The following is a 26917-nucleotide window of genomic DNA, read 5'->3' on the forward strand; positions in this document are numbered from 1 at the left end:
AAAACGCGTAAGCGCTGGAGCGTGGCTCCGCCAAGAAAAAGCCGGGCGCAAGCGCCCGGCCGTGTTTGTCCCCACATCAACTCGCTACCGCGGAGGCTAGCCGGCGGCCAGACTGGAACCCCGCACCACCAGCCGCCCGCTCAACACCACCTTGCGCGTTGGCCGCTGCGGCTGTTCCAACCGTTCCAGCAACATCGCCATCGCCGCGCGGCCGATCTCGTCCACCGGCTGCTCTATCACCGTCAGCCCCGGCCCCGCCAGCTCGGTCCAGCTGTCGTTGTCGAAACCGGCCAACGCCAGTTGCCGCGGCAGTTCCAGGCCCAGCTCACGCACCGCGCGCATCGCGCCCAATAGCAGCAAGCCGTTGCTGATCACCAGCGCCCGCGGCGCCTCCGCCTCTGTCAGCCAGGCGGACACCGCCTGCTGCGCCGCCTCCGCCGTGGGCGCGACGAAACGCGCCGGCGCGTCCAGCCCGGCCGCCGTCAGCGCCGCGGCAAAGCCGGCGTGGCGTTCCGCGCCAGTGCTGCTGGTGTTGCCGAACAGGCCGCCGATGCGCTCATGGCCCTGCTCGCGCAGATGGTCCACCAACAAACCGGCGGCGGCGGCATTGTCCAGCACCACCGCGTCGGCCGCGCCGCCTGGCGCGGCGCGGTCTATCAGCACCACCGGGAAACCCAGCGCCTGCGCGTCCAGCGCTTCCGCCGTCGCGCGGGTGGCGGCGAAGATCACCCCGGTCACGCGCTCCTCCTGCATCAGCCGAAGGTACATCGCCTCCTTGTCAGGGTTCTCGTCGGTATTGCATAGAATCACTCGCATGCCGGCCTGATAGGCCACATCCTCCACCGCGCGGCTGACCGCGGTGAAGAAGGGGTTGCGGATGTCGGACACGATCAGGCCTATCGTGTCGCTGTGCTGCGAGCGCAGCCGCCTGGCCGACAGATTGGGCCGATAGCCGGTGGCGGCGATGGCCGCCGCCACCTTGGCTTTCAGCCCCTCGCTCACCGGGCCGTCGGCCAAGGCCCGCGACACCGTGGCCACCGACACGCCCGCCGCCCGCGCCACATCCTTGATGCTGACCGTCATATGAAATCGTTTTCTTAGCCGTAATCCGGGTTAAATGCCAGCAAGCATACTCTGAAAACACCATTTTACAACATGGTATCTTGCGACATCGCAAATCTGTAGCGGCAGCGACTGCGCCATATTGACAGTCAAAATGTAATCGTTTTCAATGCACTCAGCTCATGAGCCGGTCAAGCCACCGTTAAAGACGGATGGCGGAAACCAGGCCTATCCGCTAAGCACTGTATTGAACAGCTCCCAAGAGCGTGTCTACGATCTCGCGAGCTAGGACAAAACAAGGCTTTGCGGCTGAGATGAATATTCCGAGGGTGTTCTCAGCGCCGCATCGCCAAAGCGCAGCAGGCTTTGAACAGGTTCTATGAACCTGTTCGCGGCCCTCAAGCGTACCGGGCCAGAGCCGCCCCCCTGAACAGATAGATAGAGACCGCCATGCACGACACCGGATCGCCTTCCTCCCTGATCCAGCCGGAACTGATCCGGCTGGCTTGCCAGCCCGCCGACAAGGAGGCCGCCATTCGGCTGGCCGGTCAATTGCTGGCCGACGCCGCCTGCATAGACCCGGCCTATATCGACAGCCTGCTGCGACGCGAGGCAGTGGCCAACACCTTTCTGGGCAACGGCCTGGCCATCCCGCACGGCATGGTGGAAGACCGCCAGCTGATCCGCCGCACCGGCATCGCCATCGTGCAGATTCCGGACGGGCTGGAATGGAACCCCGGTCAGCACACCCGCCTGGTCTTCGCCATCGCCGCCCAGTCCGACGAACACATCACCCTGCTGCGCCGGCTGACCCGGCTGCTGCAAGACCAGGTACGGCTGGAACAGCTGTTCACCACCGCGGATCCGGCCCGGATGCTGGCGCTGCTGGAGGAGAGCCCGGCGCCGGTGCCAGACGCCGACGCCGCGGCGGCCGACCTGGCCGAGCGCGCGCAATGGATAGTCGACTACCCCAACGGCCTGCACGCGCGCCCGGCCGCGCAATGGGTGGAGGCTGCGCGCCGTCACGCCGCCCAACTGCAAGTGCGCCACGGCCAGGACGCCGCCGACGCCAAGAACCTGATCAGCCTGCTACAGCTGGGCCTGCGCCACGGCGATACCGTGACCGTGTCCGCCCAGGGCCAGGACGCCGCCGCCGCATTGTCCGGCCTGCTGGCCGCGATGCGCGACGCCTCGGCCCAGGAACAGACCGACGCCGCGCTGGCCGCGCAAAAAGCGCAACTGCTGGCGGCGCAGCAGGGCTGGACCCCGCCCGGCCGGCCGCTGTCCATCGCCGGCGTCGCCGCCAGCCCCGGCCTCGCCATCGGCCGCGTGCGCGTGCTGCAGGCCGGCCGTCTGAACGTGCCGGACCGCCCGGTGGCTCTGGGCGAGGGCGGCGACCGCCTGCACGCGGCGCTGAACGCCACCCGCGCCGAACTGACCGAACTCTCCGCCGCCACCGCCGCCAAGCTGGGCCAAGCAGAGGCCGGCATTTTCCGCGCCCAGGCCGAACTGCTGAGCGACACCGATCTGATCACCCTGGCCTGCCAACTGATGGTGGCCGGCCACGGCGTGGAATGGGCCTGGCACCAGGCGGTGGAACGCATGGCGGAACGGCTGGCCGCGCTCGGCAATCCGCTGCTGGCGGCGCGCGCCGCCGACCTGCGCGACGTCGGCCGCCGCGTGCTGCGCCAGCTGGACCCTGCGCTGAACGGCGCCACCCTGGCCGATATCGACGGCGACGACTGCATTCTGCTGGCGGCCGACCTCACCCCGTCCGACACCGCCAGCCTGGACACCGGCCGCGTGCGCGCGCTGGCCACCGCTCAGGGCGGCCCCACTTCGCACACCGCCATCCTGGCGCGCACCCTGGGCCTGCCGGCGCTGGTGGCCGGCGGCCCGGCGCTGCTGGACATCGCCGACGGCACCCCGGCCATTCTGGACGGCATCGGCGGCCGCCTCTACCTGAATCCGGGCGCCGCGGACCTGGCCTCCGCCCGCGCCTGGCAGGACGCTCAACTGCTGACCTTGCAGCAGCAAGCCGAGCAAAGACAGCGTCCGGCGCAAACCACCGATGGCCACCGCGTGGAAATCGCCGCCAATATCAACCGCCCGGACCAGGTGGCGGCCGCGCTGGACGCCGGCGCCGAGGGTGTGGGCCTGATGCGCACCGAATTCCTGTTCCTGGAGCGCGAGCAGGCGCCCAGCGAGGATGAACAATTCCACACCTATAGCGCGATGATGGCGGCGCTGGACGGCCGGCCGCTGATCGTGCGCGCGCTGGACATAGGCGGCGACAAGCAGGTGGATTACCTGAAGCTGCCGGCCGAGGAAAACCCCTTCCTCGGCATGCGCGGCTCGCGCCTGCTGCTGCGCCGCCGCGATCTGCTGGAACCGCAGCTGCGCGCGCTCTACCGCGCCGCCCGCGGCGGCAAGCCGCTGGCCATCATGTTCCCCATGATCACCTCGCTGAAGGAAATCACCCGCCTCAAGGGCTGGTGCGAAGGCATACGCCGCGAACTGGACGCGCCGGAAGTGCCGCTGGGCATCATGGTGGAAGTGCCGGCCGCGGCCCTGCTGGCCGATCAGCTTGCCGACTACGTGGACTTCTTCTCCATCGGCACCAATGATCTGACCCAGTACACGCTGGCGATGGACCGCCAGCACCCGGAGCTGGCCGCCGAGGCCGACAGCCTGCACCCGGCGGTGCTGCGGCTGATCCGCCAGACCGTGGCCGGCGCCGCCCGCCGCCAGCGCTGGGTCGGCGTCTGCGGCGGCATCGCCGGCGACCCCTTCGGCGCGGCGCTGCTGACCGGCCTGGGCGTGTCCGAGCTATCAATGAGCCCGCGCGACGCCGCCGCGGTCAAGGCCAAGCTGTGCGCCAACAGCCTGCAGACACTGCGCGAGCTGGCGGAACAGGCGCTGGCCTGCGACAGCGCCGACGAAGTGCGCATGCTGGCGCGGGAGCTGTCATGAGCGCGCGCGTCTATACCGTCACGCTGAACCCGGCGCTGGACCAGACCGTGACCCTGGAGCGGCTGACGCCCGGCGCGGTCAACCTGGCGCAAAGCGCCAGCAGCAACGCCGGCGGCAAGGGCGTCAATGTGGCCAGCTGCCTGGCCGACTGGGGCGCGCCGGTCAGCGCCTGCGGCCTGCTGGGCCGCAATAACGGCGAAGCCTTCGAACAACTGTTCCAGGCCAAGGGCATCGCCGACCGCATGCTGCGCCTCCCCGGCGACACCCGGATCAATATCAAATTGGCCGAGCTCGCCGGCGGCGACACCACCGACATCAATCTGCCCGGCATCGCCGCCGACGCCGCCGAGCTGGATCGAGTCAGCGCCGACCTGGAAGCCGCGCTGCGACCCGGCGACATCGTCGCCCTGTGCGGCAGCCTGCCGCCCGGCCTGCCGGCCGACGGCTACGCCCGCCTGCTGCGCAGCCTGCGCCCGCTAGGCGCGCGGCTGCTGCTGGACAGCAGCGGCGAGGCGCTGCGCCTGGCGCTGAACGGCGCCGCGCCGCCGCACTGCGTCAAGCCCAACCGCCAAGAACTGGAGCAATGGGCCGGCCGCAGCCTGCCCGACAGCGCCGCGCTGCTCGCCTGCGCGCGCGAACTGCTGCAAGCCGGCGTGGAACGGGTGGTGGTGTCGCTGGGCGCCGAAGGCGCGCTCTTCGTCGAGAACGGCCAGGCGCTGCTGGCGACGCTGCCGGCGCAGCGGCCGTTGAGCACGGTGGGCGCCGGCGACGCGCTGGTGGCCGGCCTGGCCGCCGGCTGGCGCGACGCGCTGGCGCTGCCCGCCGCCGCGCGGCTGGCGGTGGCCTTCGCCGCCGCCAAGCTGGCGCGGGTCGGACCGCATCTGCCGCCCGCGGAGCAAGTGCGCGCGCTGGCGGCCCAGGCCCAGCTACGCCATCTGGACTGAGAACCTGTTTACGATCTGCTGCGCGTCGGCGATACGGCGTTGAAACCGAGCTCAAAATGCTCATGTACCACCTGTACATTCCGCTTTTTCGCTCGTTTTCGCCTTGTCTCGCCCTAGCTCGCGAGATCGTAAACACGTTCTGAGAGCCTGTTTACGATCGGCCGCAACGAACAACACCAGAGGAAGACAACATGAACCTGCTCGCCATCATCGCCTCCGGCGACCGCAGCACCCAGGGCCGCCTGGCCGCGGAAGCGCTGCGTCAGGCCGCCCTGCAACAAGGACACCAGCTCAGCGTGGAACTGGACGGCGCGCCGCCGCTGAGCGACGCCGACATCGCCGCCGCGCATGGCCTGCTGCTGGTCGGCGCCGCCGCCCGCCCGGCGCTGGCCGCGCTGCCCAGCCGCGCCGTCAGCCTGGATCTGGCGCTGGCCGATCCCGCCGCCGCGCTGCGCCAAGCCGCCGATGCCGCCTTGAACCGGACGCCGGACGCCGCGCCGCTGTTCATCGTCGCCATCACCTCCTGCCCCACCGGCATCGCCCACACCTTCATGGCCACCGAAGGCCTGAGCCAGGCGGCCCAGGCGCTGGGACACCGCATCCGCGTGGAAACCCAGGGCTCGGTCGGCGCGCAGAGCACGCTCAGCGCCGGCGAAATCGCCGAAGCCGACCTGGTGATCATCGCCGCCGACACCCAGGTGGAACTCGGCCGCTTCCACGGCAAGCGCCTGTTCCAAAGCGGCACCAAGCCGGCCATCAGCGACGGCCAGGGCCTGCTGCGGCGCGCCCTCGCCGAGGCCGCGCCCCACCTGGGCGCCACCGCCGCGCCGGAAAAACCGGCCAGCGAGCGCAGCGGCCCGTACAAGCATCTGATGACCGGCGTGTCCTTCATGCTGCCCTTCGTCACCGCCGGCGGCATCATGATCGCGCTGGCCTTCGCGCTGGGCGGCATCTACGCCTTCGACGACGCCCACAAGGGCACGCTGGCCTGGGCGCTGTTCCAGATCGGCGCCAAATCCGCCTTCGCGCTGATGGTGCCCATCCTCGCCGGCTACATCGCCTACTCCATCGCCAACCGCCCGGGCATCGCGCCCGGCATGGTGGGCGGCATGCTGGCCGCCAGCCTGGGCTCCGGCTTTCTTGGTGGCATCATCGCCGGTTTCATCGCCGGCTACGGCACCGACTGGCTGAACCGCAAGATCCAGCTGGGCCGTAATCTGGACGGCCTCAAGCCGGTGCTGATTCTGCCGGTGCTGGGCTCGCTGCTGGTGGGCCTGTTGATGATCTACGTGATCGGCGGCCCGGTGGCCGCCTTGCTGGGCATGCTGACCGAGGCGCTGAAAAGCCTGCAGGGCAGCAGCGCGCTGGTGCTGGGCGCCATCATCGGCGCGATGATGGCCTTCGACATGGGCGGCCCGGTCAACAAGGCCGCCTACGCCTTCTCCACCGGCCTGATCGCCAGCCAGGTATATACGCCGATGGCCGCGGCCATGGCCGCCGGCATGACCCCGCCGCTGGGCATCGCGCTGGCCACCAAGCTGTTCGCCGACCGCTTCAGCGCCGACGAACGCGAGGCCGGCAAGGCCGCCGGCGTGCTGGGCCTGGCCTTCATCAGCGAAGGCGCCATTCCCTTCGCCGCGCGCGACCCGCTGCGGGTGATCCCGGCGCTGATGCTGGGCTCGGCCGTGGCCGGCGCCATTTCCATGCTGGCCGGCGTGGAGCTGAAAGTGCCGCATGGCGGCGTGTTCGTGCTGCCCATTCCCAACGCCGTCAGCCATCTGGGCTTCTATCTGCTGGCGCTGCTGGCCGGCACCGCCATCACCGCCCTGATGCTGCGCGCGCTGAAAAAGCCGGCGCCCGCGGCGGCGGCGACAGCCTAAGCCCCGCCACGCCAAGCCCGGCCCATCCGGCTACGGATGGGCTTTTTCATTCGCCATCGCCGCCCGCCTCCCCCTTGCCGCTGCGGCCGCTCCCGGCTATACCGACGAAGGGCGACGACGGCGGGAGCAACCATGAGGCGTGTGTTGAGCATGCTGTTGTTTTGCGGGGCGGCCTGGGCGGCTCCGCCGGCAACATGGCGCATCGCCGGCGATGTCCAGTTCGCGCCCTACAGCTATCAGGGCGAGGCCGATGCCAAGCCGCAGGGCCTGGACGTGGAGCTGGTGCAGGCGGTAATGGCGGAAACCCGAATTCCCTACCAGCTTCACCTCTATCCCTGGGAGCGTGTCAAACAGATGCTGGGCAACGGCGACGTGGACATGGCCTTCCAGTTCGCCGGCACCGCCGAGCGGCGCAACCAGTACGAGCTGGCTGGCCCGATACGCACCGGCCGCACCGTTTTCATGGTGCTGAAGCAGCACTCGCTGCAAAACTGGAGCACCCTGGGCGACCTCGCCCCCTTCACCGTCGGCCAGGTCCATGGCTATGCCTACGAATCCTCCTACGACAAGGCTCCGCTCAAGCGCGACGCCAGCGCCACCAATCCCGAGCAACTATTGCTGATGCTGCTGGCCGGCCGCATCGATCTGATCGTCGGCGATCGCGGCCAGCTGCTCTACTACGCGCGCCAGCTGCGCGCGCTGCCGCATGTGCGCATCCTGCCCAAGCCGCTGGTGGAAATGCCGCGCTTCGTCGCCTTCGCCAAGGGCGACAGCCGCGCCGCGGCGTTCAACGCCGCGCTGGCCCGGCTGCAGCAAAACGGAAAACTGCAAACGATTTACAACCACTGGCAGCAATGAACAGCCCGCTTCCAGGCGCGAAAAAGCCCGGCCGGCGCCGACAGGCGCCAAACCGGGCTTAAGCCGGACGATCTACAAGCAGCCGGCGGTGCCGCCGCCCACATTCAGCCTGGCCGCGGCATTGCCGCGCAAGGACATCACATTATCCTTCAAGGACTGCAGCCGGCGGCCGTTGAACTCGTGCGCCAGCTCGCGCGCCGCGCTGCCTTCCGCCTCCTCCGCCGCCTTGGGCAGATAGGATATCTTGATGTCGGACACATAGTCGGTCTGATTCGCCAATTGCTGGCGGATCACATTGTCGCAAGACGCGCACGGCGCCTGCGAAATATAGCCGACCATGCGGCCGCCACGCGGCACCGCGCCGTCCAGAATATCCTTCTCGAAGGTTTTCAAGGCCTTCAATTCCGCGTCCGTCGCCTGCTGGCCTATGGTGGCGGACAGCTTGCCGTTGGGTACGTTCACATTGGTGGCGGCCTTTTCCACGCTGCTCTGGCGCAGATAGCCGGGATAGGCCTTGTGGCCGGCGGAATTGGCCTCGTACAGCAAATCGGCGGTGTCCTGGCCGGACATCGCGTTGTAGACGCGGGTGCCGCCCGGATAGCTGTACTCGAAGCGGGCCACGGTGGCCCCACGCCATTTGGCCGCCAGGTTCTTCAGCTTGGACGAGGACGGCGGGTTGGCCTTGGCCGCGCCGCTGACGCCGTTGACATGGTACTCCATCGCGTTGACCAACTCGCCCGGCACCAGGCTGTTCTTGTCGCTCACCTTGCTGATATCCACCGTCGCCCCGGCCAGCGCAGCCTGGGACAGCGCCAGCATCAGAACGGCGGCCGCCGCCGCGCGCGCTTGCTTGAATGTATGCATCGTCATGATTTCAATCCTGTTCGCATCGCTTGATCGCCAAGCTCAAATCCGGCAGAAGCGGCTGAGATAGCCGGACTCGCTGGCCGCCACTTCTTCTTCGGTCAAGGCCGCCTCGGCCCCCAGCTCGGACGCTTCCAAGGTGGAGAAGAACTCCATCGCCGCCATGCCCTCCATCAGCAACGCAATCGGCAGCAACAGCTTGGCCAGGCGCTGGAAACCGCTGCTTTCCCGCTCGGACGGCGGATGCGGCTTCATTTGTTGCTGATAAAGCTTGCGATACCAGTCGCTCAGCTTCTGGTCGGTCATATTGGCGTAGCACAGCTTGCCGCTGCTCTCCGGGTAGAGATTCTTGCCGTCCTTGGCGCAGGGGAAGTCGAACAGATAACCCTTGCGGTCCTGGTAGGCTGCGGCCAGGCGCGCCACGCGGAACTGCGCGGCCGGTTGGAACTGGCCGTTCTTGAAGCCGGCCGAGTTAAAGCGAGTGCGCCGCACCTCGTTGTGCAGCAGGTTCATCAGATAATGCTTGTCGTACTCGGACAGGCTGTTCACGCCGGTGGTGGCGCCGCTCAGATAACGGTCCAGCACCTCCTTGCGGATGCCGTTCTGCAACTGCTTGGCCACCGGCACTTGCTGCGTCGCGTTGCGCAGCAACTGCGCCGCCACCGCGAACTTGGCGGCTATGGTGCTGTAGCCATAACCGAACACGTCCAGGCTCTTGTAGAAGATGTCGCCATCCACCCCGGCCTTGAAGGCATTGGCCAACACCAGCTTGTCCTCGTCCTGGCGGTAGCCGGCGCGGCGGCGGTTGAGATCCACGTCCACGCCCGGCAAGGCCTTGTTCAGGCCCGCCTCGCTGGCGAACAATTTGACCGAATCGTCCAGCGTCAGATTGACGCGATGATAGCGATTGAAATCGCTGAGCGCGTTATTCCACTCTATGGAGTTGATGATGGGCGGCTGGAGATTGAGTTCGGAATAGGCCGAGCCGGGGGTTTTCAGAAACTCTCCGGCGATCTTGTCGCCGCCGAGATCGGCATGGCTGCGGTTCTTGGTCTTGTAATACAACACCGACTTCAACAAGGTGTCGGGCACAAAGCTGGCGGCCATCGCCGGCGACGTCAGCAGCAAGCTGGCGGCTGCCAGGCCGCACAAGCAGCGCGAACGCCGAGTAGTGCTTTGGGTCATCACGGACTCCAAGTGATTATCAACAGGAGGTGGGCATGATCGGCTTTCGGAGGTCGGTTTTAGAACCTGTTTACGATCAGCTGCGCGTCGGCGATACCGCGTTGAAACCGAGCTCCGTGCTCATGTACCACGAGTACATTCCGCTTTTCGCTCGTTTCCGCCTTGTCTCGCCTTGTCTCGCCTTAGCTCGCGAGATCGTGAACACGTTCTTAGCCCGTCCAAAAATAAGAGAAACATGAATTGCTAATGGACATGAGCGTAAAGCCGGGGTTCCGCCGGAAATTGCAAAAATCGCTCATTGCGCATAAAACACAAAAAAACCAATGCCAAGGGCAATAAAAAACCGCCGCAAGCGGCGGTGGTGATTCATGCCTGTAGCGGCGGACGCTAGGCCGCCGGCCACAATCGCGGCTCCAATTCGTCGAACCAGGCCGCCAACTGGATATAGGCATCGCTCCAGCCGCTGCTGATGCTGACTTCCTGCAAATAGCAGGTGGGCGCGAACCAGCGCACCAGCGCCGACCGCTCCGGCAACTGGCCGGCGCGCAGCCGCGCCAGCTCCGGAACCACCTCGGCCAGCGCCTGTTCCGCATCGCGCCACGATGTCCACATGAAGTCGTTGTCCGGCAAGGCCAGCAACTCCTGTACCGCCTCGACGATACGCAACATCGCCTCCAGGGGCAGACCGGGGTCTATGCCCTGTCGCAGCAGACCGCGCGTGATCGGCAACGTCATCGATTGTTCTTCCATGCTCCCTCCTGATCAAACTCGACCAAGCATTGGCTCATCAGCTCGCGCACCACCGCGAGCCAAGGCGCTCCGGCCGCTGCGGCCTTTCAAGACCAGTCAAAGGTCAACAAGGCCACCTTGCTGTCCGGTTCGTAGAACAGCAGGATGGTGTCCGCGCCATTGGCGACGTAATCGTACCCGGTCACGCAGGCGACAAAGCGGAAGCGCTTGCCGTCCGGGTCTATCGGCACCACGTTTTCTTCGTCCTCCTCATCCAGCGGCAAGGCGCTGGGGCTGGTCCAGTTGCCGCCGTAGACGCCGCCGCCCAGCTGATCGATCAGATTGGATGGTTCATCGGCGCTGAAATCGCTGTCCTCGCTGATGAAAGGGCCGCCGACGTAGTGCAAGGCGCCCAGACGCCGATAACGCGCTTTCGCCGCCTGGTAGGACGCATGTTGCGCTGCGCAGTGCTCGCGCAGCCAGCCATGCTCGTCTGCCGCGTCCGCCGGTGGCGGCTCCGGCATGTCCTCCGCCAGGAAATAGCGGAAATCGCCCAGCAAATGGTAGCGATTGGCCTCATCCAGGCGGAAAGCCAGCCAGTTGCTGGCCAGATAGTCATTATGAAACGCCTCGCTGCCGTCGCCGACATAGCCATCACAGGGCTCCACCGGCGCCACCAAGTGAATCCAGCCGGACCAGGCGGGATCGACGGCGGCCAGGTCTATGGAGACGCAGGGCAGCAGATGCTTGGCGTATTGCCGCACCGGCTCGGCGAACACGGACTCCGGTTCCGGGAACACTTGCAGAAAGGGCTGCGGGGTCTTGATGTCGTTCAACATGATTCTAAAGATATCCTGGTCAAGCGCGGCAGCGCGCCGCCGCGCGGAAGCGATAAGCCAATAGCGCGAGCGCGTCATTATCCACATCCCGCCATACGAGATGAATACATTTTGCGGCCTCCGCCGGCGCCGCCCGCTCGCGCCGCTCCGTGCCGCCTTGACCCCCGCGAGAGCGCTCGGCACTATTTCAGCGTGCCGCCAAACCCGCGGCGCCCAGATCATCAATCTGGCCTCGCCACCGCGGACCGGACGCCAACAGCGTCTTGTCCCCGTCCCAGAACCATCCGTCCTTCCTTACCGGATAGACCATGGGGGGCATCGGGCAAGTCCCGAGCCCCAATATCTTCACGCCAGTCTGCCCAGCCCTCCGACCCGGATGCGGCTAAACCTTGTTTCAGGAGAGAGCGCATGTCAGTCAAACTCCCACTCCGTCGGCACTATCGGCCCGGCACCAAGCCGGTGCCGCACCAGGAGCTGCCCTTCGTCGCCATCATGCCCGGCCACTTGCGCCTGCATTGCTGGCAAGTGCCGCCCGCCGACAATTACCACCAGGCCTACCGCATAGGCCGCGAGTTCGCCGGCCACTACATCCAGTATGTGCAAGACAATCCCAACGGCCATGGCCATGCCTTGCTGGCGCGCATTGCCGGCGACATCGACTTCAGCGATCAAAGCGCGGTCCGCGGCTACTGGGCCGGCTTCTTCGCCTTGATCGAGCAGGTGCTGGTCTTCCCCATCGATATCTTCGACTACATCGACCGCGTCAATACCAGGGAGGAAGCGCTGCGCGAGATGATGGGTTCACGACCGCGAAATATTAAATAAATTAATAATAACCAAGGTCGCCGCGCATCTGCGCCAGTTTTGGCACAGTCCGCGGCGACGCTGGCTGAATCCGGCCACGCGCCTCCCTTTCTACCCATATAAATCAGTCGTTTGCGCCCCAGGCGCGCTGGCACGCGCCTTGCATAAGTAAGTCAGACCGCAGCGCAAGGCCGCGCCGTTGAAATGCAAACGTCGTATAAATAAAAGGTTGCCGAGCATAGCCCGGCTCCCTACTCACAAAGGAGAAACATCATGCAAGGCATCCGCACCTGGTTCTGTCTCGCCGCCGTCAGCGCCGGCATCTCTCTGTCCGCCCAGGCCGCCGACGTGGTCAGGCTGGGCAATCTCAAGTTCGCTCACTATGGCGCCATCAGCTATATGAAGGAAATTGCGCCCAAGTACGATCTCAAGATCGAAGAGCGCATGTTCGCCAAGGGCATAGACATCATGCCCGCCATCGTCGCCGGCGAAGTGGACATCGCCGCCAGCGCGGCGGACGCGGCGGTGGCCGGCCGCGCCGGTGGCGCGCCCATCTTCGCGGTGGCCGGCTTCGCCAAGGGCGGCGCGCGCATCGTCGCCGCCAAGGACAGCGGCATCAAGAGCGTCAAGGACTTGAAGGGCAAGAAGGTGGGCGTGGCGCGCGGCGGCGCGCAGGAATTGCTGCTGGCGGCGGAGCTGGCCAAGTACAAGCTCAGCTGGTCCGACAAGCCGGGCAAGGATGTGCAGGTGATCTACATGCCCTTCGCCGACCTGAACCAGGCCCTGCTGGGCAAGCAGATAGACGCGATGAGCCAGTCCGAGCCGCAATCGTCCCAGGCCATCAACAAGGGCTTCGGCGTGGAAGTGCTGAAGCCTTACGACACCCCGCTGGGCGAGCCCATCCGCACCCTGGTGATGACCGAGAAGATGTACAAGGAGCGCCGCGGCGTGGCGGAACGCTTGATCAAATGCTTCGTGGAGGCCACCAATACCTTCATCAAGAACCCCAAGCTGGCGGAAAAATACGTGCGCGAGAATATGTTCAAGAATCAGATCAGCGCCGACGACTTCCAGGACGCGATCTCCAACTCCCCCTATAGCTACGATCTGAGCGTGGCCCATATCCAGACCACCACCGACATGATGCAGCAGTACGGCATCGGCAAGATGGCCAAGCCGCCCAAGGCGGCGGACTGGGTGAAGCTGGACTTGCTGAGCAAGGCCAAACAGGAACTCAAGGTTAATTGACGGCGGTGGGAGCGTATTCATGCAGCAGACTGTGTTTTCCCGGCTGAGACCATTGTTGTCCAGCCTGGCGGTGCCCATCGCCATCCTCTTGTTCTGGCAGGCCAGTTCCAGCCTGGGCTGGATCAATCCGCAAATCCTGCCCTCGCCGCTGGCGGTGCTGCAGAAATGGCTGGCCTACTGGCAGCCACTGGAAGCCTACGATCCGGCGGCGGGCGGCTATCTCGCCTGGCTGCTGTCCGGCGAGCTGATCCACGACGTGGCGGCCAGCCTGTGGCGCGTGGTGCTGGGCTTCGCGCTGGGCGGCGGGCTGGGCCTGCTGCTGGGCCTGTTCATGGGCGTCAGCGACCCGGTGTACCGGGCGTTCAATCCCTTGATCCAGTTCCTGCGGCCGATTCCGCCAATCGCCTGGACCCCGCTGTCCATCCTGTGGTTCGGCCTGGGCAATCCGCCGGCGGTGTTCCTGATCACCATAGGCGCGTTCTTCCCCATTCTGATGAACACCATCTCCGGCGTGCGCAATGTGGATGGCATCTATATCCGCGCCGCGCGCAACCTGGGCGCCAGCCGCGCCACCCTGTTCCGCCGGGTGATCCTGCCGGCGGCCACGCCCTTCATCTTCACCGGCGCGCGGGTGGGCATGGGCACCGCCTTCATCGTGGTGATCGTGGCGGAAATGATCGCGGTGAACAGCGGCGTCGGCTACCGCATCATGGAGGCACGTGAGTATTTCTGGACCGACAAGGTCATCGCCGGCATGGTCACCATCGGCATTCTCGGCCTGTTGATCGATGTGCTGATGCAGGGGCTGAACAACCGTCTGCTGAAGTGGCATCGCGGCATCGACCAATAAGAACCCGCTCAATGTCTGCTGCGCGTTGTGGATCGTCGCAAGGTGAGCGCCGCCTCGAAATGCTCATGTACCACGCGTGCATTCCGCTTTCGCGGCAGTTTTCGCCTTGTCTCGCCCTAGCTCGCGAAACATTGAACAGACGCTGATCACAACGCGCCGCCGGGCCCGTCTCGACACGGGCGCGGCGCAAAGAACGAATTCGCGCAACAGCGGCCCCCACTGCTGCGCGACATGGAAGGATGAGGCATGAGCGCCCAGATCGAAGTGCAACAAGTGCAAAAAGTATTCAAGACGCCGGGCGGCGACGTGATCGCCCTGCGCGATATCCAGCTGGACATCCAGGCCGGCGAGTTCGTCTGCCTGCTGGGTCCGTCCGGCTGCGGCAAATCCACCCTGCTCAACGCCATCGCCGGCTTCGCGCCGCCCAGCGGCGGACAGATCCTGGTGGCCGGCCAACGCGTCGCCGCGCCCGGGCCGGACCGCGGCATGGTGTTCCAGGAATACGCGCTGTTTCCATGGATGACGGTGGAGCAAAACATAGGCTTCGGCCTGGAAATCCAGAAGCGCTCCCCGGCCGAGATCCGCTCCGCGGTGGAGCCGCTGCTGGACAAGCTGCACCTGCGCGATTTCCGCCACCGCTTTCCCAAGGACCTGTCCGGCGGCATGCGCCAGCGGGTGGCGATCGCGCGGGTGCTGGCGCTGGATTCGCCGGTGATGTTGATGGACGAGCCCTTCGGCGCGCTGGACGCGCTGACGCGGCGCTCCTTGCAGGACGAGCTGCTGCGCATCTGGCAGGAAAGCGGCAAGACCATCATCTTCGTCACCCACAGCATAGAGGAGTCCATCTACCTGGCGGACCGGGTAGTGGTGATGACCTACCGCCCCGGCACCATCAAGCGCGACGTGCGGGTGGAGCTGCCGCGGCCGCGTGATCCCAGCGCGCCGGGCTTCAACGACCTGAAACGGGAATTGACCCGGCTGGTGATGGAGGAACACTCACGCCACGAGGCCGCGGAGCTGCAAGCTGCGGTAGACTGAGGCGTCACCGATTTCCGCCCGCTGCCATGCTCATCCGCGCATTGCGTTTTCTGCTGAAAAGCCTGCCCTACCTGTTGTTGCCGGCGCTGGTGCTGGGCGGCGGCTGGATCCTGGCCAGCCGCATGCTGGTGACCGAGGCGGAGCGCGAGGGCCGACACCGGGCGGAGATGCACGCCGCCAACCTGAGCGCCACGCTGGAGCAATACCGCTACCTGCCCTATGTGCTGGCGCTGAACCAGGACATCCTCAACCTGCTGGCGGAGCCGCGCAATCCGCGCCGGGTGGAAGCGCTGAACCGCTATCTGGAGCAGGTGAACCGGCAGTCGCGCACCTCGGCGCTATTCATCGTCAACGTGGACGGCATCGCGCTGGCGTCCAGCAACTGGATGTCGCCATACAGCTTCGTCGGCAACAGCTATGCCTTCCGCCCGTATTTCCAGCAGGCGCTGGCCGGCCTGTCCGGCAGCTTCTACGGCATAGGCAGCACCAGCCGCGAGCCCGGCTACTTTCTGTCCTGGCCGGTGCTGTCCGGCCGCCGCATCGTCGGCGTCGCGGTGGTCAAGGTCAGCCTGGCGCCGCTGGAGGAAGCCTGGCGCAAAGGCGCGGAGCCGGTGCTGGTCAGCGACCGCCACGGCGTCGCCTTCCTCAGCGCCAACCCGGACTGGAAATTCGCCACCTGGCAGCCGCTGCCGCCCGAGGTGCGCCGCCAGATCGACGCCACCCGCCAATACCTGGGCGCCAAGCTGCACCCTTTCGCCTTGCTGCAGCCGCATGCCGATTGGCGGCGGCAGGCCTGGCTGGCGCCGGACAGCGAGCGCAAGCTGCTGGCCGGCCGCTATCTGCAGATCCGGCAGCAACTGCCGCAAACCGGCTGGACGCTGACGCTGCTGGTGGACATGCACGGCCGCAACCTGACGCTGCTGGCCATCATGAGCACGCTGCTGGTCAGCTGCCTGGGCTTGCTGACGCTGTGGCATTACTGGCGGCTGCGCCTGCGCCGGCTGCGCGAGCAACTGGCGGCGCAGCAAGCCTTGCAGCAGGCGCACGATCAACTGGAACGCAAGGTGGCGGAACGCACCCGCGACCTGGCCTTGAGCAATACCCAGCTGTCGGCGGAAATCCGCGAACGCATCCAGACCGAAAACAGCCTGCGCATCACCCGCGGTCAACTGGCCGAGGCCAGCAAGCTGGCGGCGCTGGGCCAGATGGCGGCCGGGGTCGCGCACGAGATCAATCAGCCGCTGGCGGCGCTGCGCGCCTTCGCCGACAACGCGGTGACCCTGTTGCAACGCGGTCGCGCCGACGCCGCCAGCGATAATCTGGGCCAGATCTCGCAATTGGTGGAACGCATCGCCCACATCACCCGGGATCTGAAAACCTTCGCCCGCCGCCACCGCGGCCCGCTGGGCCAGACCCACCCGCTCGCCGCGCTGCGCGATACGCTGACCCTGCTGCAACCGGCGCTGACCGAGGCGCGCATCACGCTGACGCAGCAATTGCCTGAGCAATGTCCGGCCATCGCCTGCGACGCCATCGGCCTGGAACAGGTGTTCACCAATCTGCTGAGCAACGCCATAGACGCGATGCGGCCGCAGGGACAGGGCCAGCTGGAAATCAGCCTGCTGCACAAGGCCGGCATGCTGGAATTCCGCCTGCGCGACCACGGCCCCGGCATCGCCGACGCCGATCTGCCGCATCTGTTCGAGCCCTTCTACAGCACCAAGCCGCGCGGTCAGGGCCTGGGCCTGGGCCTGGCCATCGTGCAGGAAATCGTCGAGCAGTCCGGCGGCCGCATCGAGGCCGGCAACCATCCGGACGGCGGCGCCTGCTTCATCATCAACTGGCCCTGCGAGCCCACGCCATGACAAGCCCCCCTCCTTCCTCCGCCAGCGCCGGCATCGGCGTGATCTATGTCGAAGACGATACGGCGGTGCGCATGGCCACGCTGCAATCGCTGGAACTGGCCGGCCTGCCGGTGCAAGCCTGCGCCGACGCCGAAAGCGCGCTCGCCCTGCTGCGGCGCGACGAGCGCGCGGTGCTGCTCAGCGATGTGCGCCTGCCCGGCCTCAGCGGCCTGGAGCTGATGGAACAGGCGCTGAACCTGGACCGGGAACTGCCGGTGATCCTGGTCACCGGCCATGGCGACATCGCGATGGCGGTGGCGGCCACCCGCGCCGGCGCCTACGACTTCATCGAGAAGCCCTATGCGCCGGGCCGGCTGAGCGAAACCGTGCTGCGCGCGCTGGACAAGCGGCGGCTGACGCTGGAAAACCGCCAACTGCGCGCCAGCCTGGCGCGCAGCAACGGACCGGTGCTGATCGGCCACAGCCCGGCGATGCAGGCATTGCGCGAGACGCTGGCCAATATCGCCGACACCGACGCCGACGTGTTGATCCACGGTGAAACCGGCACCGGCAAGGAAATGGTGGCGCAGGCGCTGCACGCCTGGAGCCGCCGCCGCGAACGTCATTTCGTGCCGCTGAACTGCGCCGGACTGCCTGAATCCATTTTCGAGAGCGAAATCTTCGGCCACGAGGCCGGCGCCTTCACCGGCGCGCTCAAGCGCCGCATCGGCAAGATCGAATACGCCAGCGGCGGCACCTTGTTCCTGGACGAGATCGAAGGCATGCCGCTGGCCTTGCAAGCCAAGCTGTTGCGGGTGCTGCAACAGCGGGTGGTGGAAAGGCTGGGCTCCAACAGCCTGGTGCCGGTGGATTGCCGGGTAGTGGCCGCCACCAAGGACGATCTGGCACTGGCCAGCCAGCAGCGGCGCTTCCGCGAGGATCTGTACTACCGCCTCAATGTGGTGTCGCTGCGGCTGCCGCCGCTGCGCGAACGGCGCGAGGATATCCCGGACCTGTTCCAGTGGTTCGTGGAACAGGCCTCGGCGCGCTTCGACCGCCCGGTGCCGGACGCGCCGCCGGCGCTATTGGGCCGCTTGCAGGCGCAAACCTGGCCGGGCAATGTGCGCGAGCTGCGCAATGCGGCGGAACGCTATGTGCTGGGCGTGGCGCCGGACGGCGGCGAGCCGGAGGCCTATGCGCCCAGCGCGCTGGACGCGCGGGTGGACGCCTATGAAAAACAGTTGATAGAACAGGCTTTGCTGCGCACCCAGGGCCAGGTAATGCAGGCGGCGGAGCTGCTGGGCATTCCGCGCAAGACCTTGTACAACAAGTTCGCCAAGCATGGCATAGACCCGGACGGCTACCGCGGCTGAGGAGCCGGTTTACGATCTGCTGCGCGTCGGCGGGATGGATAGAAATGGGCGTTGAAACCAAGCTCAAAATGCTCATGTACCACCTGTACATTCCGCTTTTTCGCTCGTTTTCGCCTTGTCTCGCCCTAGCTCGCGAGACCGTAAACAGGTTCTCACACCGCGCGCAGCAGCATGAAATGGCGCAGACTGTAATAACCCTGCGCCGCCGGCCACGGCAAGGCGCCCAGCATGCTCAGCCCCGCCTCCCAGCGCTGATTGTCCAGCAGCGCTTCCGTGACGAACTCGCCGTTCAGATTACAGAAGAACAGCCGCGACCAATGCGTGTCCTGGTCCAGCTTTTCCGCGCGCAGCGCGGCGGTGGCCTGGCGGAACAAGGCTTCGAACAAGGGCTGTTCCAGATGCTCGGCCGCGCCGCGCAGGCCGAAGTTGCCGATGTAGGCCATATAATCGCGGCCGGCGATTTCCCAGCGCCGCTCGGTGACCTCGGCCTCGTCGGCGATGCCCCACAGGCCGGCCAGCAGCACGTGCAGCACATTGGCGCTGAAATTCTCCAGCGCGTCGTCCAGCCCCTGCTGGCCCGCGCCCAGGCCGGCGAAGCTTTCCATCATGCGGACATCGTTGTCCAGCAACACATGGACGTCCAGCCGGCCATTGTTCTCGCCCGGCGTCCAGTGCGCGCCCATCGCCGGCAGCTGAGCGTGCGGCAGCAACCAGCCCTTGGCCTCCTGGCAAGGCAGGCCATGGGCGGCCAAGAGCCGCGCCAATGCCGGCGTGGGATCCAGCGGTTCTTGAGGCGCCGTGGAGCGGGTATCCATAATGTTTGCCGACAAGGTATCCATCCTGTTTCATTCAGTCGCGATGGCCGGCAGTTTACCATCTGCGGCCGGCGGCGGCGCTAGAGCCTGAAGCTGGCCGCGGCCTGACGCAGCCCGGTCGCCAGCGTCTCCAGCGCCTTGACCTCGGCCTCGGCCTCCAGCGCGGTGGCCCGGGTCTGCCCGGCCAGGCCCGCCACCTGCTCCATATTGCCGGCCACGTCGCGGTTGGCCTCGGCCTGCTCCGCCGCCGCGCCGGCCACCGCGCGGATATTGTCGCGCGCGGACTGAGCGCCGCCGCGGATGCGGCTCAGCGCGTCCGCCGCCTGCCGCGCCATGCTCACGCCGCTGTCCACCCGCGGCCCCACCTCGCCCATGCTGGCCACCACGGAATCGGTGTCGGTCTGTATCGCCTGGATGGTGGCGGCGATCTGGCGCGTGGCCTCGCCGCTGCGGTCGGCCAGCTTGCGCACTTCGTCGGCCACCACCGCGAAGCCGCGCCCGGTCTCGCCTGCGCGCGCCGCCTCTATCGCCGCGTTCAGCGCCAGCAGATTGGTTTGATCGGCGATGTCCTTGATCACCGCGGCGGTGGTGTCGATCGCGCGGCAGCGCTCGGCCAGCTCGCCGATGCAGTTCGAGGCGGCCGCCACCTGGCCGGACACCGCCTGGATCTCCTCCGCCGCGCGCCGCACCAGGCTCTCGCCCTCGTCGGCCAGCTCGCAGGCGTTGGCGGAATCCGATTCGCTCTCGGCGCTGCGGCGCGACACCTCGGCCACCCCGTCCAGCATGCCGGCGGTGGTGGCGGCGGCGCCGGCGGTGGCCGCCGCCGATTGCTCGACCTGGCCGTGGATCTGCTGCATGCGGCTGGACAGGCCGCCCACCGAGTGCTCCAGCTGGACAGAGCCATCCTGCAGCCGCTCTATCAATTGGCGCAGGCTGCGCTGCATGCCGGCGAAAGCGCCCATCAAGCTGCCATCGCGCGGCGCCTGGCTCAGCGGCTGGGTCAGATCGCCGGCGGCCATCGCCCGCGCGGCGGCGGCGGCGGCCTCGGCCTCGCCGCCTATCAGCCGGTAAATGGAGGCGGCGACGCGCCAGGCCAGCAGCGTCACCACCGCCAGCACCGCCAGCCCGATGCCGGACAGCTTGAGCGCCAGGCCGGTGAACTGTCGCTCCACATCGTCCATGAACACGCCGGCGCCCAGGGTCCAGTTCCAGTCCGCGATCCGCATCACCGCATTGAGCTTGGGCAGCGTCTCATTGCCATTGGGGCGCTTGGTGCGGATCAGCGCGAAGGCGAAATCGCCGTTCGCCAGCGCATCGCGGTACACCTGCACCAGGGTACGCCCGTCCGGCAGCTTGCCGCCGGTGTCGCGCTTGCCCAGCTTGCGCCGGTCCGGGTGCACCAGCACCAGGTCGCTGGCGTCGCGCGCGAACACATAGTTGTCCTGATCGCGCAGGCCGCTCATCGCCTCTATCGCCCGTTTCTGCGCCTCCTGGCGCGTCAGCTTGCCGCTTTGCTCCTGCTTTTGGTACATCGCCACTTGCTGGCCGGCCAAGTGCACCAGGCTGCCTATCTGCGCCCTGCGGTCTTCCATCAAGGTCGTGCGCAGGGTGTGCAGCGCGAAGCCGGCCACCACGCACATGCCCAACCCGGCGCACAGCACCACGCCCCCCAAACGGACAGCCAGTTTCATAGTCTCGCTCCATCGCTGGTTTCGGCGCCGCGCGGCGGCGGCCTTTCCTTCGTGGAGCATAGACTATTCATTACGCTTAAGTGGCGGCCTCCTCAGGCATCGCCGCCGGCGGCGAACTGCAAGGCCGCCAGCCGCGCATACAAGGGCGAGCTGGCCAGCAGGCTCTGGTGGCTGCCCTCGGCCACGATGCGGCCCTGGTCCAGCACCACGATGCGGTCCGCCTGCTTGACCGTGGCCAGCCGGTGCGCGATCACCAGGGTGGTGCGGTTTTGCGCCGCGCGCTCCAGCGCCTGTTGCACCAATTGTTCCGACTCCGCGTCCAGCGCGCTGGTGGCCTCGTCCAGCAGCAGCAGCGGCGGATTCTTCAAGATGGCGCGGGCGATGGCGATGCGCTGGCGCTGGCCGCCGGACAGGCGCACGCCGCGTTCGCCCAGATAGCTGTGATAGCCCTGCGGCAGGCGTTCGATGAAATCATGCGCGGCGGCGGCGCGGGCGGCGGCCCTCACCTCCTCGTCGCTGGCGTCCGGCCGGCCGTAGCGGATGTTCTCCAGCGCGCTGGCGCCGAAGATCACCGAATCCTGCAGCACGATGCCGATATGGCCACGCAAATCGGCGAAGGACAGTTCGCGCACATCCACGCCGCCCAGCAACAACTGGCCCTGCTGCGGGTCGTAGAAACGCAGCAGGAGCTGAAACAGCGTGGATTTGCCGGCGCCGGACGGTCCCACCAGCGCCACATGCTCGCCGGGGCGCACGCTGAGCCGGATGCCGCTGAGCGAAGGCTGGCCGGGACGCGAGGGATAGGCGAAATCAACATCGCGCAACTCCAGGCCGGCAGGTCCGGGCGGCAGCGCGCGCGGCGCGGCCGGCTCCGTCACCGGCGAATTCAGCGCCAGCAGTTCCATCAGCCGCTCGGTGGCGCCGGCGGCGCGCTGCACATCGCCCCACACTTCCGCCAGCGCGCCGATGGCGCCGGCGGTAACCACCGCGTAGAGAATGAACTGGCCCAGCTGCCCGGCGCTCATCGCGCCTTCCAGCACCGCGTGCGCGCCCAGCCACAACACGAACACGATGGCGCCGAAGACCAGCAGGATCACCGCCACCGTCAGCCAGGATCGCGCGCGGATGCGCGCCAGCGCGGCGTCGAAGCTGGTTTCCACCGAGTCGCCGAAGCGCCGGCTCTCCCGCGCCTGCTGATTGAAGGCCTGCACCGTCGGAATCGCGTTCAGGGTTTCGCCGGCGATGGCGCTGGAATCGGCGATGCGATCCTGGCTGGAGCGGGACAAGGCCCGCACCCGGCGGCCGAAGACCACGATGGGCAAGACCACCAGCAATAGCGTCACCAGGATGTAGGCGGTCAGGCTGGGGCTGGTGGCCATCAGCATGGCCAGGCCGCCCAGCATCAGCAAGACATTGCGCAAGCCCATAGACAAACTGGTGCCGATCACGGTCTGCACCAGGGTGGTGTCGGTGGTCAGCCGCGACAGCACTTCGCCGGTCTGGGTGACTTCGAAATACTCCGGGCTGACCCGGATCACATGCTGGTACACCGCGCGACGGATGTCGGCGGTGACGCGCTCGCCCAGCCAGGATACCCAGTAGAAACGCAGCGCGGTGGCCAGCGCCAGCACCGCCGCCACGCCGAACAGGCCGAGGAAGTAGCGGTTGATGTCCGCCGCCGCGCGCTGGCTGAAGCCGTGGTCGATCAGGAAGCGAAAGGCCACCGGCAGCAGCAGGGTGGCGGCGGCGGCCACGATCAGCGCCAGCAAGGCCAGCAGCGCGCGCAGCCGGTACGGGCGCAGAAAAGGCAAGAGCCCAGCCAGCGGGGTGAGGCGATTCAGCGGGGAGGAATCGGACATGACGATCAGCGCTCAATGATGCAGAGCGCCCTACTCTAGCCTGCCGCCGGGCAAACCGCATCCCCGGACATGAAAAAACCGCCGCGGGCAAGGCCGGCGGCGGTTTGCGAAAGCCAGGCTTTCTTGGATCAGAACTTGTACTGCATCTGCACGCCCAGCAGGTGGCCACGGATCGAGCTGTAGGAACCCTGCAAGGTGTCGCCGTTGCCGAACGGGCTGGTGGCGGTGTGCTTGATGTCGCGGTCGCCGACGCCCATCAGATAGGTGTAGCCGGCGTCCACGGTCAGCTGCTTGCTGGCCTTGTAGCTGGCGCCCAGGCTCAGCCACACGCGGTCGGTGTCCGGAATCAGCGGATTGCGGTAGCTGGCGTCGCGCACCGGGCTGGTTTCATAACCCACGCCGCTGCGCAGGGTCAGTTGCTCGCTGTAGTTGTAGTCGGCGCCCACCGAGAACAGCCAGCTGGCTTTCCAGTGATTGTTGATCACGGTCTCGGCCTTCGGGTTGCCCTTGATCACCAGCTGGTCGAAACGGCTCCAGTTGGTCCAGCGCGCGGTGGCGCTCAACGCCCACTTGCTGTTCAGGCGGCTGTAGCCGGACAGCAGCAGCGATTCCGGCGTGGTGACATCGGCGGCGCCGGCATGCACACCATCCAGATTGGTCATGCCCGGAATGCCGAGACGGTTAAAGCCGCTCGCGGTGTAATCTCCACGCGCCTTGTGGTTCAGCTTGGAGCGATAGGACAGGCCGACGCGGTTGTCCTGATTGAACGCGTACATCAGGCCCAGGTTATAGCCATAGGCCCAGCTGTCGGCGTCGATCTCGCCGGTGGCGCCAGGCAGGAAGGCGCCCTGCTTCAGATCGGCCTTGGCGTATTGCGCCGACACGCCGGCGCCGAAGCTCCACTTGTCGTCCAGCTTGTAAGCGAAGGACGGGTTGAAGTCCACCGTCATGATGGAGCTGGAAATGCCGTGGTTGCGGCCGATCCAGTTGTCGTCATAGCTGGCGCCAAGGCCAAAGGGCACGGTGATGCCCAGGCCCAGACGGGCGCGGTCGTTCAGTTGATGCACCAGGTAGGCATTGGGGATGACTTCGGCCTTGGCGCGACCGTTATCGCTGCCCTGGCGCGCGGCAGGGAAACCGCCCTTGCCTTCGAACGGCGCGTCGATTTCGGCATAGGTGAAGCCGCCCTGAATCTGGGTGCCTTCGATCAGGGTCATGCCGGCCGGATTGTAGAACACGGCGGACAAATCGTCGCCGACCACGCCGGCGCCGGCATGGGCACGGCCCAGGCCGACCACGCTTTGCTCGGACAATTGGAAACCGGCGGCCTGAGCCAGCGGCGCCGCGGCCAGCAGGCCGGCCACCAGAGCGGGAATGGCGCGAACGGCGGAAGGTGCGAATGCTTTCATTTTCTTGTATTTACCCCGGCGGCTGGAAACCGCCCTTGTTATCGAAGCCCGGCATGCGCCATGGCGTTTATGCTATATAAATAGATAGCGATCACACAGTTTTTAGGGGGTGGAGTCTAAATACTATTTTTTAAAAAAACAAGAACGCCTAAAAACCCAAAAGCATAAAAATGACCGCGAACCAGCCCGCCGCAGGGCAAGGCGGCGGCCATGGCGGCAAGGCGCTGCGCCGGGACAAAAGGCTGTGCTAATATTGGCGGCTTCTCACACCCTGTTGAATGAACCAACCATGAAACGAATGCTGAGCATGCTGGCGCTGACCGCGCTGCCCGCCGTGGCCCTGGCCTCGCCGACAGTGGAAATGATCACCAGCAAGGGCAATATCGAGATCGCGCTGGATTCGGCCAAGGCTCCCAAGACCGTGGAAAACTTCGTCGCCTACGCCAAGGCCGGCCATTACAACGGCACCGTGTTCCACCGCGTGATCGACGGCTTCATGATCCAGGGCGGCGGCTTCGACACCAAGCTGAGCCAGAAGCCCACCCGCGCCGCCATCGCCAACGAGGCGAGCAATGGCCTGAAGAACGGCATCGGCACCATCGCGATGGCCCGCACCGCCGACCCGAACTCCGCCACCGCGCAGTTCTTCATCAATGTGGCCAATAACGACTTCCTCGATTACAAGTCCCCGACGCCGCAGGGCGCCGGCTATGCCGTGTTCGGCAAGGTGATCAAGGGCATGGATGTGGTCAACCGCATCGCCAAGACCCGCACCGGCAGCATGAACGGCATGGGCGACGTGCCGTTCGAGCCTATCGTGATCCAGAAAGTCACCATCAAACCTTAAAGCCTGTTTACGATCTGCCGCCTTGGCTCGCGAGATCGTTAAGCCCGCTTCAAGAACCACTTTAATACCGGCAGGCCGCCGCGCGGCCTGTCCGTCATCAAGGAAAACACCATGATCAAACTGACCACCAACTTCGGCGCCATCGTGCTGGAACTGTTCGCCGACAAGGCCCCGAAAACCGCCGCCAACTTTGAAGAGTATGTGAAGAGCGGCCACTACGACGGCACCATCTTCCACCGCGTGATCAACGGCTTCATGATCCAGGGCGGCGGTTTCAGCGCCGACATGTCGCAAAAGCCGACCAAGGCGCCGATCGAGAACGAGGCCAACAACGGCCTGTCCAACAAGAGCTACACCGTGGCGATGGCCCGCACCATGGACCCGCACTCGGCTTCCGCCCAGTTCTTCATCAATGTGTCCGACAACGACTTCCTGGACTTCAAATCGGAAAGCGCGCAAGGCTGGGGCTATGCCGTGTTCGGCCAGGTAGTGGAAGGCCAGGACGTGGTCGACAGCATCAAGGCGGTACGCACCGGTCGCAGCGGCGGCCATCAGGACGTGCCGGTGGAAGCGGTGGTGATCGAAAAAGCCGAAATCATCTGATTCGCCAACGCCGCGCCACGCGCGGCGCGCTCCCCAGCCCGGCCGTCCGGCCGGGCTTCAACTCATCCGCACGCGACATGGCCATTCATTTCATTTCCGACCTGCACCTGGCGGACGACACGCCAGAGCTGAACCGCTTGTTTCTGGACACGCTGCAAGCCTGGCAAGGCCGGATCGACGCGCTCTACATCCTGGGCGATCTGTTCGAATACTGGGTGGGCGACGACGACGATTCGCCGTTCCTGGAAGCGCCGCTGGCCGCGATGCGCGCCTTCGCCGCCGCCACGCCGCTGTACGTGATGCACGGCAACCGCGACTTCCTGCTGGGCGAGGGCTTCTGCCTGCGCAGCGGCGCGCGGCTGCTGGACGATCCGACCTTGATCGAGGCCCATGGCCGCCGCTGCCTACTCAGCCACGGCGACGCGCTATGCACCGATGACGCGGCCTATCAGCAATTCCGCGCCGTCAGCCGCAACCCGCAATGGCAGCAGGCGATGCTGGCGCGGCCGTTGGCCGAGCGCCACGCGATTGCGCGCCAGGCGCGGCAGCAAAGCGAGATGGCCAAGCAGCAAAACGGCCTGACCGCCATTTCCGATGTCACCGCCCCGGCGGTGGAAGCCTTGCTGGCCGAGCACGGCTGGCCGACGCTGATCCACGGCCATACTCATCGTCCGGCCATGCATCGCCATCGCGAATCCGAGCGCTGGGTGATCCAGGACTGGCACGGCGACCGCGGCGGCTATCTGCGGCTGGACGCCGCCGGCATCGCCAGCCTGCCGCTGAGCGCGGCCAACTGAAGCCGCAATGAAAAACGCCTGCCAAACGGCAGGCGTTTCTGCATCAGCCCGACGACGCCGGCAACGGCCGCCAACACGGCCACCAGCCCGGACCCGCGGCCAAATCGGCATCCACCGCCACGCCGGGCAGCGCCAGCAAGCGTCCGCCCGCATCGCACAGTAGCGGCCAACGCTCGCGCAAGGGCGGCGCGATGCCGGCCTCTTGCAAAAAGTTCTTCACCGGCTTGCGCCCCACCGCGGACGCCAGACGCTCGCCGCCCTGCCGCGGACACAGCAGCAGACCTTGCGCCAACAAGGCCGCCGGCAGGCCACGCGGCCGCCACTCCCAGCTCAGCACGCCGCCCCACTCTTCCACCAGGCATTCCGCCGTTGGGTCCAGCGCCGCTAGCGGCACGGCCGCTGGCG

23 protein-coding genes are annotated in these 26917 nt (G+C 66.5%); 13 read left to right on the forward strand and 10 right to left on the reverse strand.

The window, feature by feature from the left end; translation table 11 throughout:
- Nucleotides 1-96: 96 nt before the first annotated feature.
- Nucleotides 97-1083 carry a LacI family DNA-binding transcriptional regulator gene (locus ACE3QM_RS16200; RefSeq protein ID WP_374423323.1) on the reverse strand — a complete coding sequence of 329 codons (987 nt, stop codon included), beginning with the start codon at nucleotides 1081-1083 and terminating at the stop codon, nucleotides 97-99.
- Between the two features lie 429 nt (nucleotides 1084-1512).
- Between ACE3QM_RS16200 and ptsP the strand changes: the two genes are divergently transcribed.
- The 4 genes from ptsP to ACE3QM_RS16220 all read left to right on the forward strand — a co-directional run bounded on the left by ptsP (nucleotide 1513) and on the right by ACE3QM_RS16220 (nucleotide 7717).
- Complete coding sequence (gene ptsP, locus ACE3QM_RS16205) at nucleotides 1513-4035, forward strand: phosphoenolpyruvate--protein phosphotransferase (protein WP_374423325.1); 2523 nt, start codon at nucleotides 1513-1515, stop codon at nucleotides 4033-4035.
- The gene (gene pfkB, locus ACE3QM_RS16210; RefSeq protein ID WP_374423327.1) at nucleotides 4032-4979 is read left to right on the forward strand and encodes a 1-phosphofructokinase; all 948 of its coding nucleotides are present in this window, start codon (nucleotides 4032-4034) and stop codon (nucleotides 4977-4979) included. Before ptsP ends, pfkB begins: the two co-directional genes overlap by 4 nt.
- A gap of 191 nt (nucleotides 4980-5170) precedes the next feature.
- A complete protein-coding gene (locus tag ACE3QM_RS16215) occupies nucleotides 5171-6859 on the forward strand; it encodes a PTS fructose transporter subunit IIC (RefSeq protein WP_374423329.1) in 1689 nt (562 codons plus the stop codon).
- Between the two features lie 132 nt (nucleotides 6860-6991).
- The gene (locus ACE3QM_RS16220) at nucleotides 6992-7717 is read left to right on the forward strand and encodes a substrate-binding periplasmic protein (RefSeq protein ID WP_374423331.1); all 726 of its coding nucleotides are present in this window, start codon (nucleotides 6992-6994) and stop codon (nucleotides 7715-7717) included.
- A 72-nt stretch (nucleotides 7718-7789) separates the two neighbouring features.
- On the opposite strand, the gene ACE3QM_RS16225 is transcribed toward ACE3QM_RS16220, so the two are convergent.
- From ACE3QM_RS16225 to ACE3QM_RS16240, 4 genes are all read right to left on the reverse strand, one after another.
- The gene (locus ACE3QM_RS16225) at nucleotides 7790-8587 is read right to left on the reverse strand and encodes a hypothetical protein (protein ID WP_374423333.1); all 798 of its coding nucleotides are present in this window, start codon (nucleotides 8585-8587) and stop codon (nucleotides 7790-7792) included.
- 36 nt (nucleotides 8588-8623) lie between these two features.
- Complete coding sequence (locus ACE3QM_RS16230; RefSeq protein ID WP_374423335.1) at nucleotides 8624-9766, reverse strand: hypothetical protein; 1143 nt, start codon at nucleotides 9764-9766, stop codon at nucleotides 8624-8626.
- 387 nt (nucleotides 9767-10153) lie between these two features.
- Nucleotides 10154-10516, reverse strand: a complete 363-nt coding sequence (locus ACE3QM_RS16235; RefSeq protein WP_053074362.1) for a hypothetical protein — start codon at nucleotides 10514-10516, stop codon at nucleotides 10154-10156.
- Between the two features lie 86 nt (nucleotides 10517-10602).
- On the reverse strand, nucleotides 10603-11334 hold the full coding sequence (locus ACE3QM_RS16240; protein ID WP_374423337.1) for a hypothetical protein: 732 nt from the start codon (nucleotides 11332-11334) through the stop codon (nucleotides 10603-10605).
- A gap of 408 nt (nucleotides 11335-11742) precedes the next feature.
- Here ACE3QM_RS16240 and ACE3QM_RS16245 point away from each other — a divergent pair, with 408 nt between their 5' ends.
- The 6 genes from ACE3QM_RS16245 to ACE3QM_RS16270 all read left to right on the forward strand — a co-directional run bounded on the left by ACE3QM_RS16245 (nucleotide 11743) and on the right by ACE3QM_RS16270 (nucleotide 18491).
- Nucleotides 11743-12159 (forward strand): hypothetical protein, encoded by a 417-nt coding sequence (locus tag ACE3QM_RS16245; RefSeq protein ID WP_374423339.1) that lies wholly within the window; start codon nucleotides 11743-11745, stop codon nucleotides 12157-12159.
- Nucleotides 12160-12411: 252 nt separating this feature from the next.
- Nucleotides 12412-13386 (forward strand): ABC transporter substrate-binding protein, encoded by a 975-nt coding sequence (locus ACE3QM_RS16250; RefSeq protein ID WP_374423341.1) that lies wholly within the window; start codon nucleotides 12412-12414, stop codon nucleotides 13384-13386.
- 19 nt (nucleotides 13387-13405) lie between these two features.
- Nucleotides 13406-14236, forward strand: coding sequence for an ABC transporter permease (locus tag ACE3QM_RS16255; protein WP_048409731.1), 831 nt, complete (start codon nucleotides 13406-13408; stop codon nucleotides 14234-14236).
- 246 nt (nucleotides 14237-14482) lie between these two features.
- Nucleotides 14483-15274: an ABC transporter ATP-binding protein gene (locus ACE3QM_RS16260; RefSeq protein WP_374423345.1), complete on the forward strand. Its 792-nt coding sequence runs from the start codon at nucleotides 14483-14485 to the stop codon at nucleotides 15272-15274.
- Nucleotides 15275-15300: 26 nt separating this feature from the next.
- On the forward strand, nucleotides 15301-17139 hold the full coding sequence (locus ACE3QM_RS16265; RefSeq protein ID WP_048409729.1) for an ATP-binding protein: 1839 nt from the start codon (nucleotides 15301-15303) through the stop codon (nucleotides 17137-17139).
- The gene (locus tag ACE3QM_RS16270) at nucleotides 17136-18491 is read left to right on the forward strand and encodes a sigma-54-dependent transcriptional regulator (RefSeq protein ID WP_374423347.1); all 1356 of its coding nucleotides are present in this window, start codon (nucleotides 17136-17138) and stop codon (nucleotides 18489-18491) included. Before ACE3QM_RS16265 ends, ACE3QM_RS16270 begins: the two co-directional genes overlap by 4 nt.
- 152 nt (nucleotides 18492-18643) lie before the next feature.
- Here the strand turns inward: ACE3QM_RS16270 and ACE3QM_RS16275 are convergent, their stop codons facing one another.
- From ACE3QM_RS16275 to ACE3QM_RS16290, 4 genes are all read right to left on the reverse strand, one after another.
- Nucleotides 18644-19321 (reverse strand): DUF6348 family protein, encoded by a 678-nt coding sequence (locus ACE3QM_RS16275; RefSeq protein ID WP_374423349.1) that lies wholly within the window; start codon nucleotides 19319-19321, stop codon nucleotides 18644-18646.
- A 65-nt stretch (nucleotides 19322-19386) separates the two neighbouring features.
- Nucleotides 19387-20997, reverse strand: coding sequence for a methyl-accepting chemotaxis protein (locus ACE3QM_RS16280; protein ID WP_374423351.1), 1611 nt, complete (start codon nucleotides 20995-20997; stop codon nucleotides 19387-19389).
- Between the two features lie 92 nt (nucleotides 20998-21089).
- Nucleotides 21090-22856, reverse strand: a complete 1767-nt coding sequence (locus tag ACE3QM_RS16285; protein WP_374423353.1) for an ABC transporter transmembrane domain-containing protein — start codon at nucleotides 22854-22856, stop codon at nucleotides 21090-21092.
- 128 nt (nucleotides 22857-22984) lie between these two features.
- The gene (locus ACE3QM_RS16290) at nucleotides 22985-24265 is read right to left on the reverse strand and encodes an OmpP1/FadL family transporter (protein ID WP_374423355.1); all 1281 of its coding nucleotides are present in this window, start codon (nucleotides 24263-24265) and stop codon (nucleotides 22985-22987) included.
- 289 nt (nucleotides 24266-24554) lie between these two features.
- Here ACE3QM_RS16290 and ACE3QM_RS16295 point away from each other — a divergent pair, with 289 nt between their 5' ends.
- The 3 genes from ACE3QM_RS16295 to ACE3QM_RS16305 all read left to right on the forward strand — a co-directional run bounded on the left by ACE3QM_RS16295 (nucleotide 24555) and on the right by ACE3QM_RS16305 (nucleotide 26512).
- Nucleotides 24555-25112: a peptidylprolyl isomerase gene (locus ACE3QM_RS16295; protein ID WP_374423357.1), complete on the forward strand. Its 558-nt coding sequence runs from the start codon at nucleotides 24555-24557 to the stop codon at nucleotides 25110-25112.
- A gap of 111 nt (nucleotides 25113-25223) precedes the next feature.
- Nucleotides 25224-25715 carry a peptidylprolyl isomerase gene (locus tag ACE3QM_RS16300; protein WP_048409688.1) on the forward strand — a complete coding sequence of 164 codons (492 nt, stop codon included), beginning with the start codon at nucleotides 25224-25226 and terminating at the stop codon, nucleotides 25713-25715.
- 77 nt (nucleotides 25716-25792) lie between these two features.
- Nucleotides 25793-26512, forward strand: a complete 720-nt coding sequence (locus tag ACE3QM_RS16305) for a UDP-2,3-diacylglucosamine diphosphatase (RefSeq protein WP_374423359.1) — start codon at nucleotides 25793-25795, stop codon at nucleotides 26510-26512.
- 43 nt (nucleotides 26513-26555) lie between these two features.
- On the opposite strand, the gene tilS is transcribed toward ACE3QM_RS16305, so the two are convergent.
- Nucleotides 26556-26917 (reverse strand): tRNA lysidine(34) synthetase TilS (gene tilS / locus ACE3QM_RS16310; protein ID WP_374423361.1); only part of this gene is annotated, 362 nt, incomplete at its 5' end.

The sequence above is a fragment of the Chromobacterium sp. genome, from assembly GCF_041912965.1.
GTDB classification, from domain to species: Bacteria; Pseudomonadota; Gammaproteobacteria; order Burkholderiales; family Chromobacteriaceae; genus Chromobacterium; species Chromobacterium aquaticum.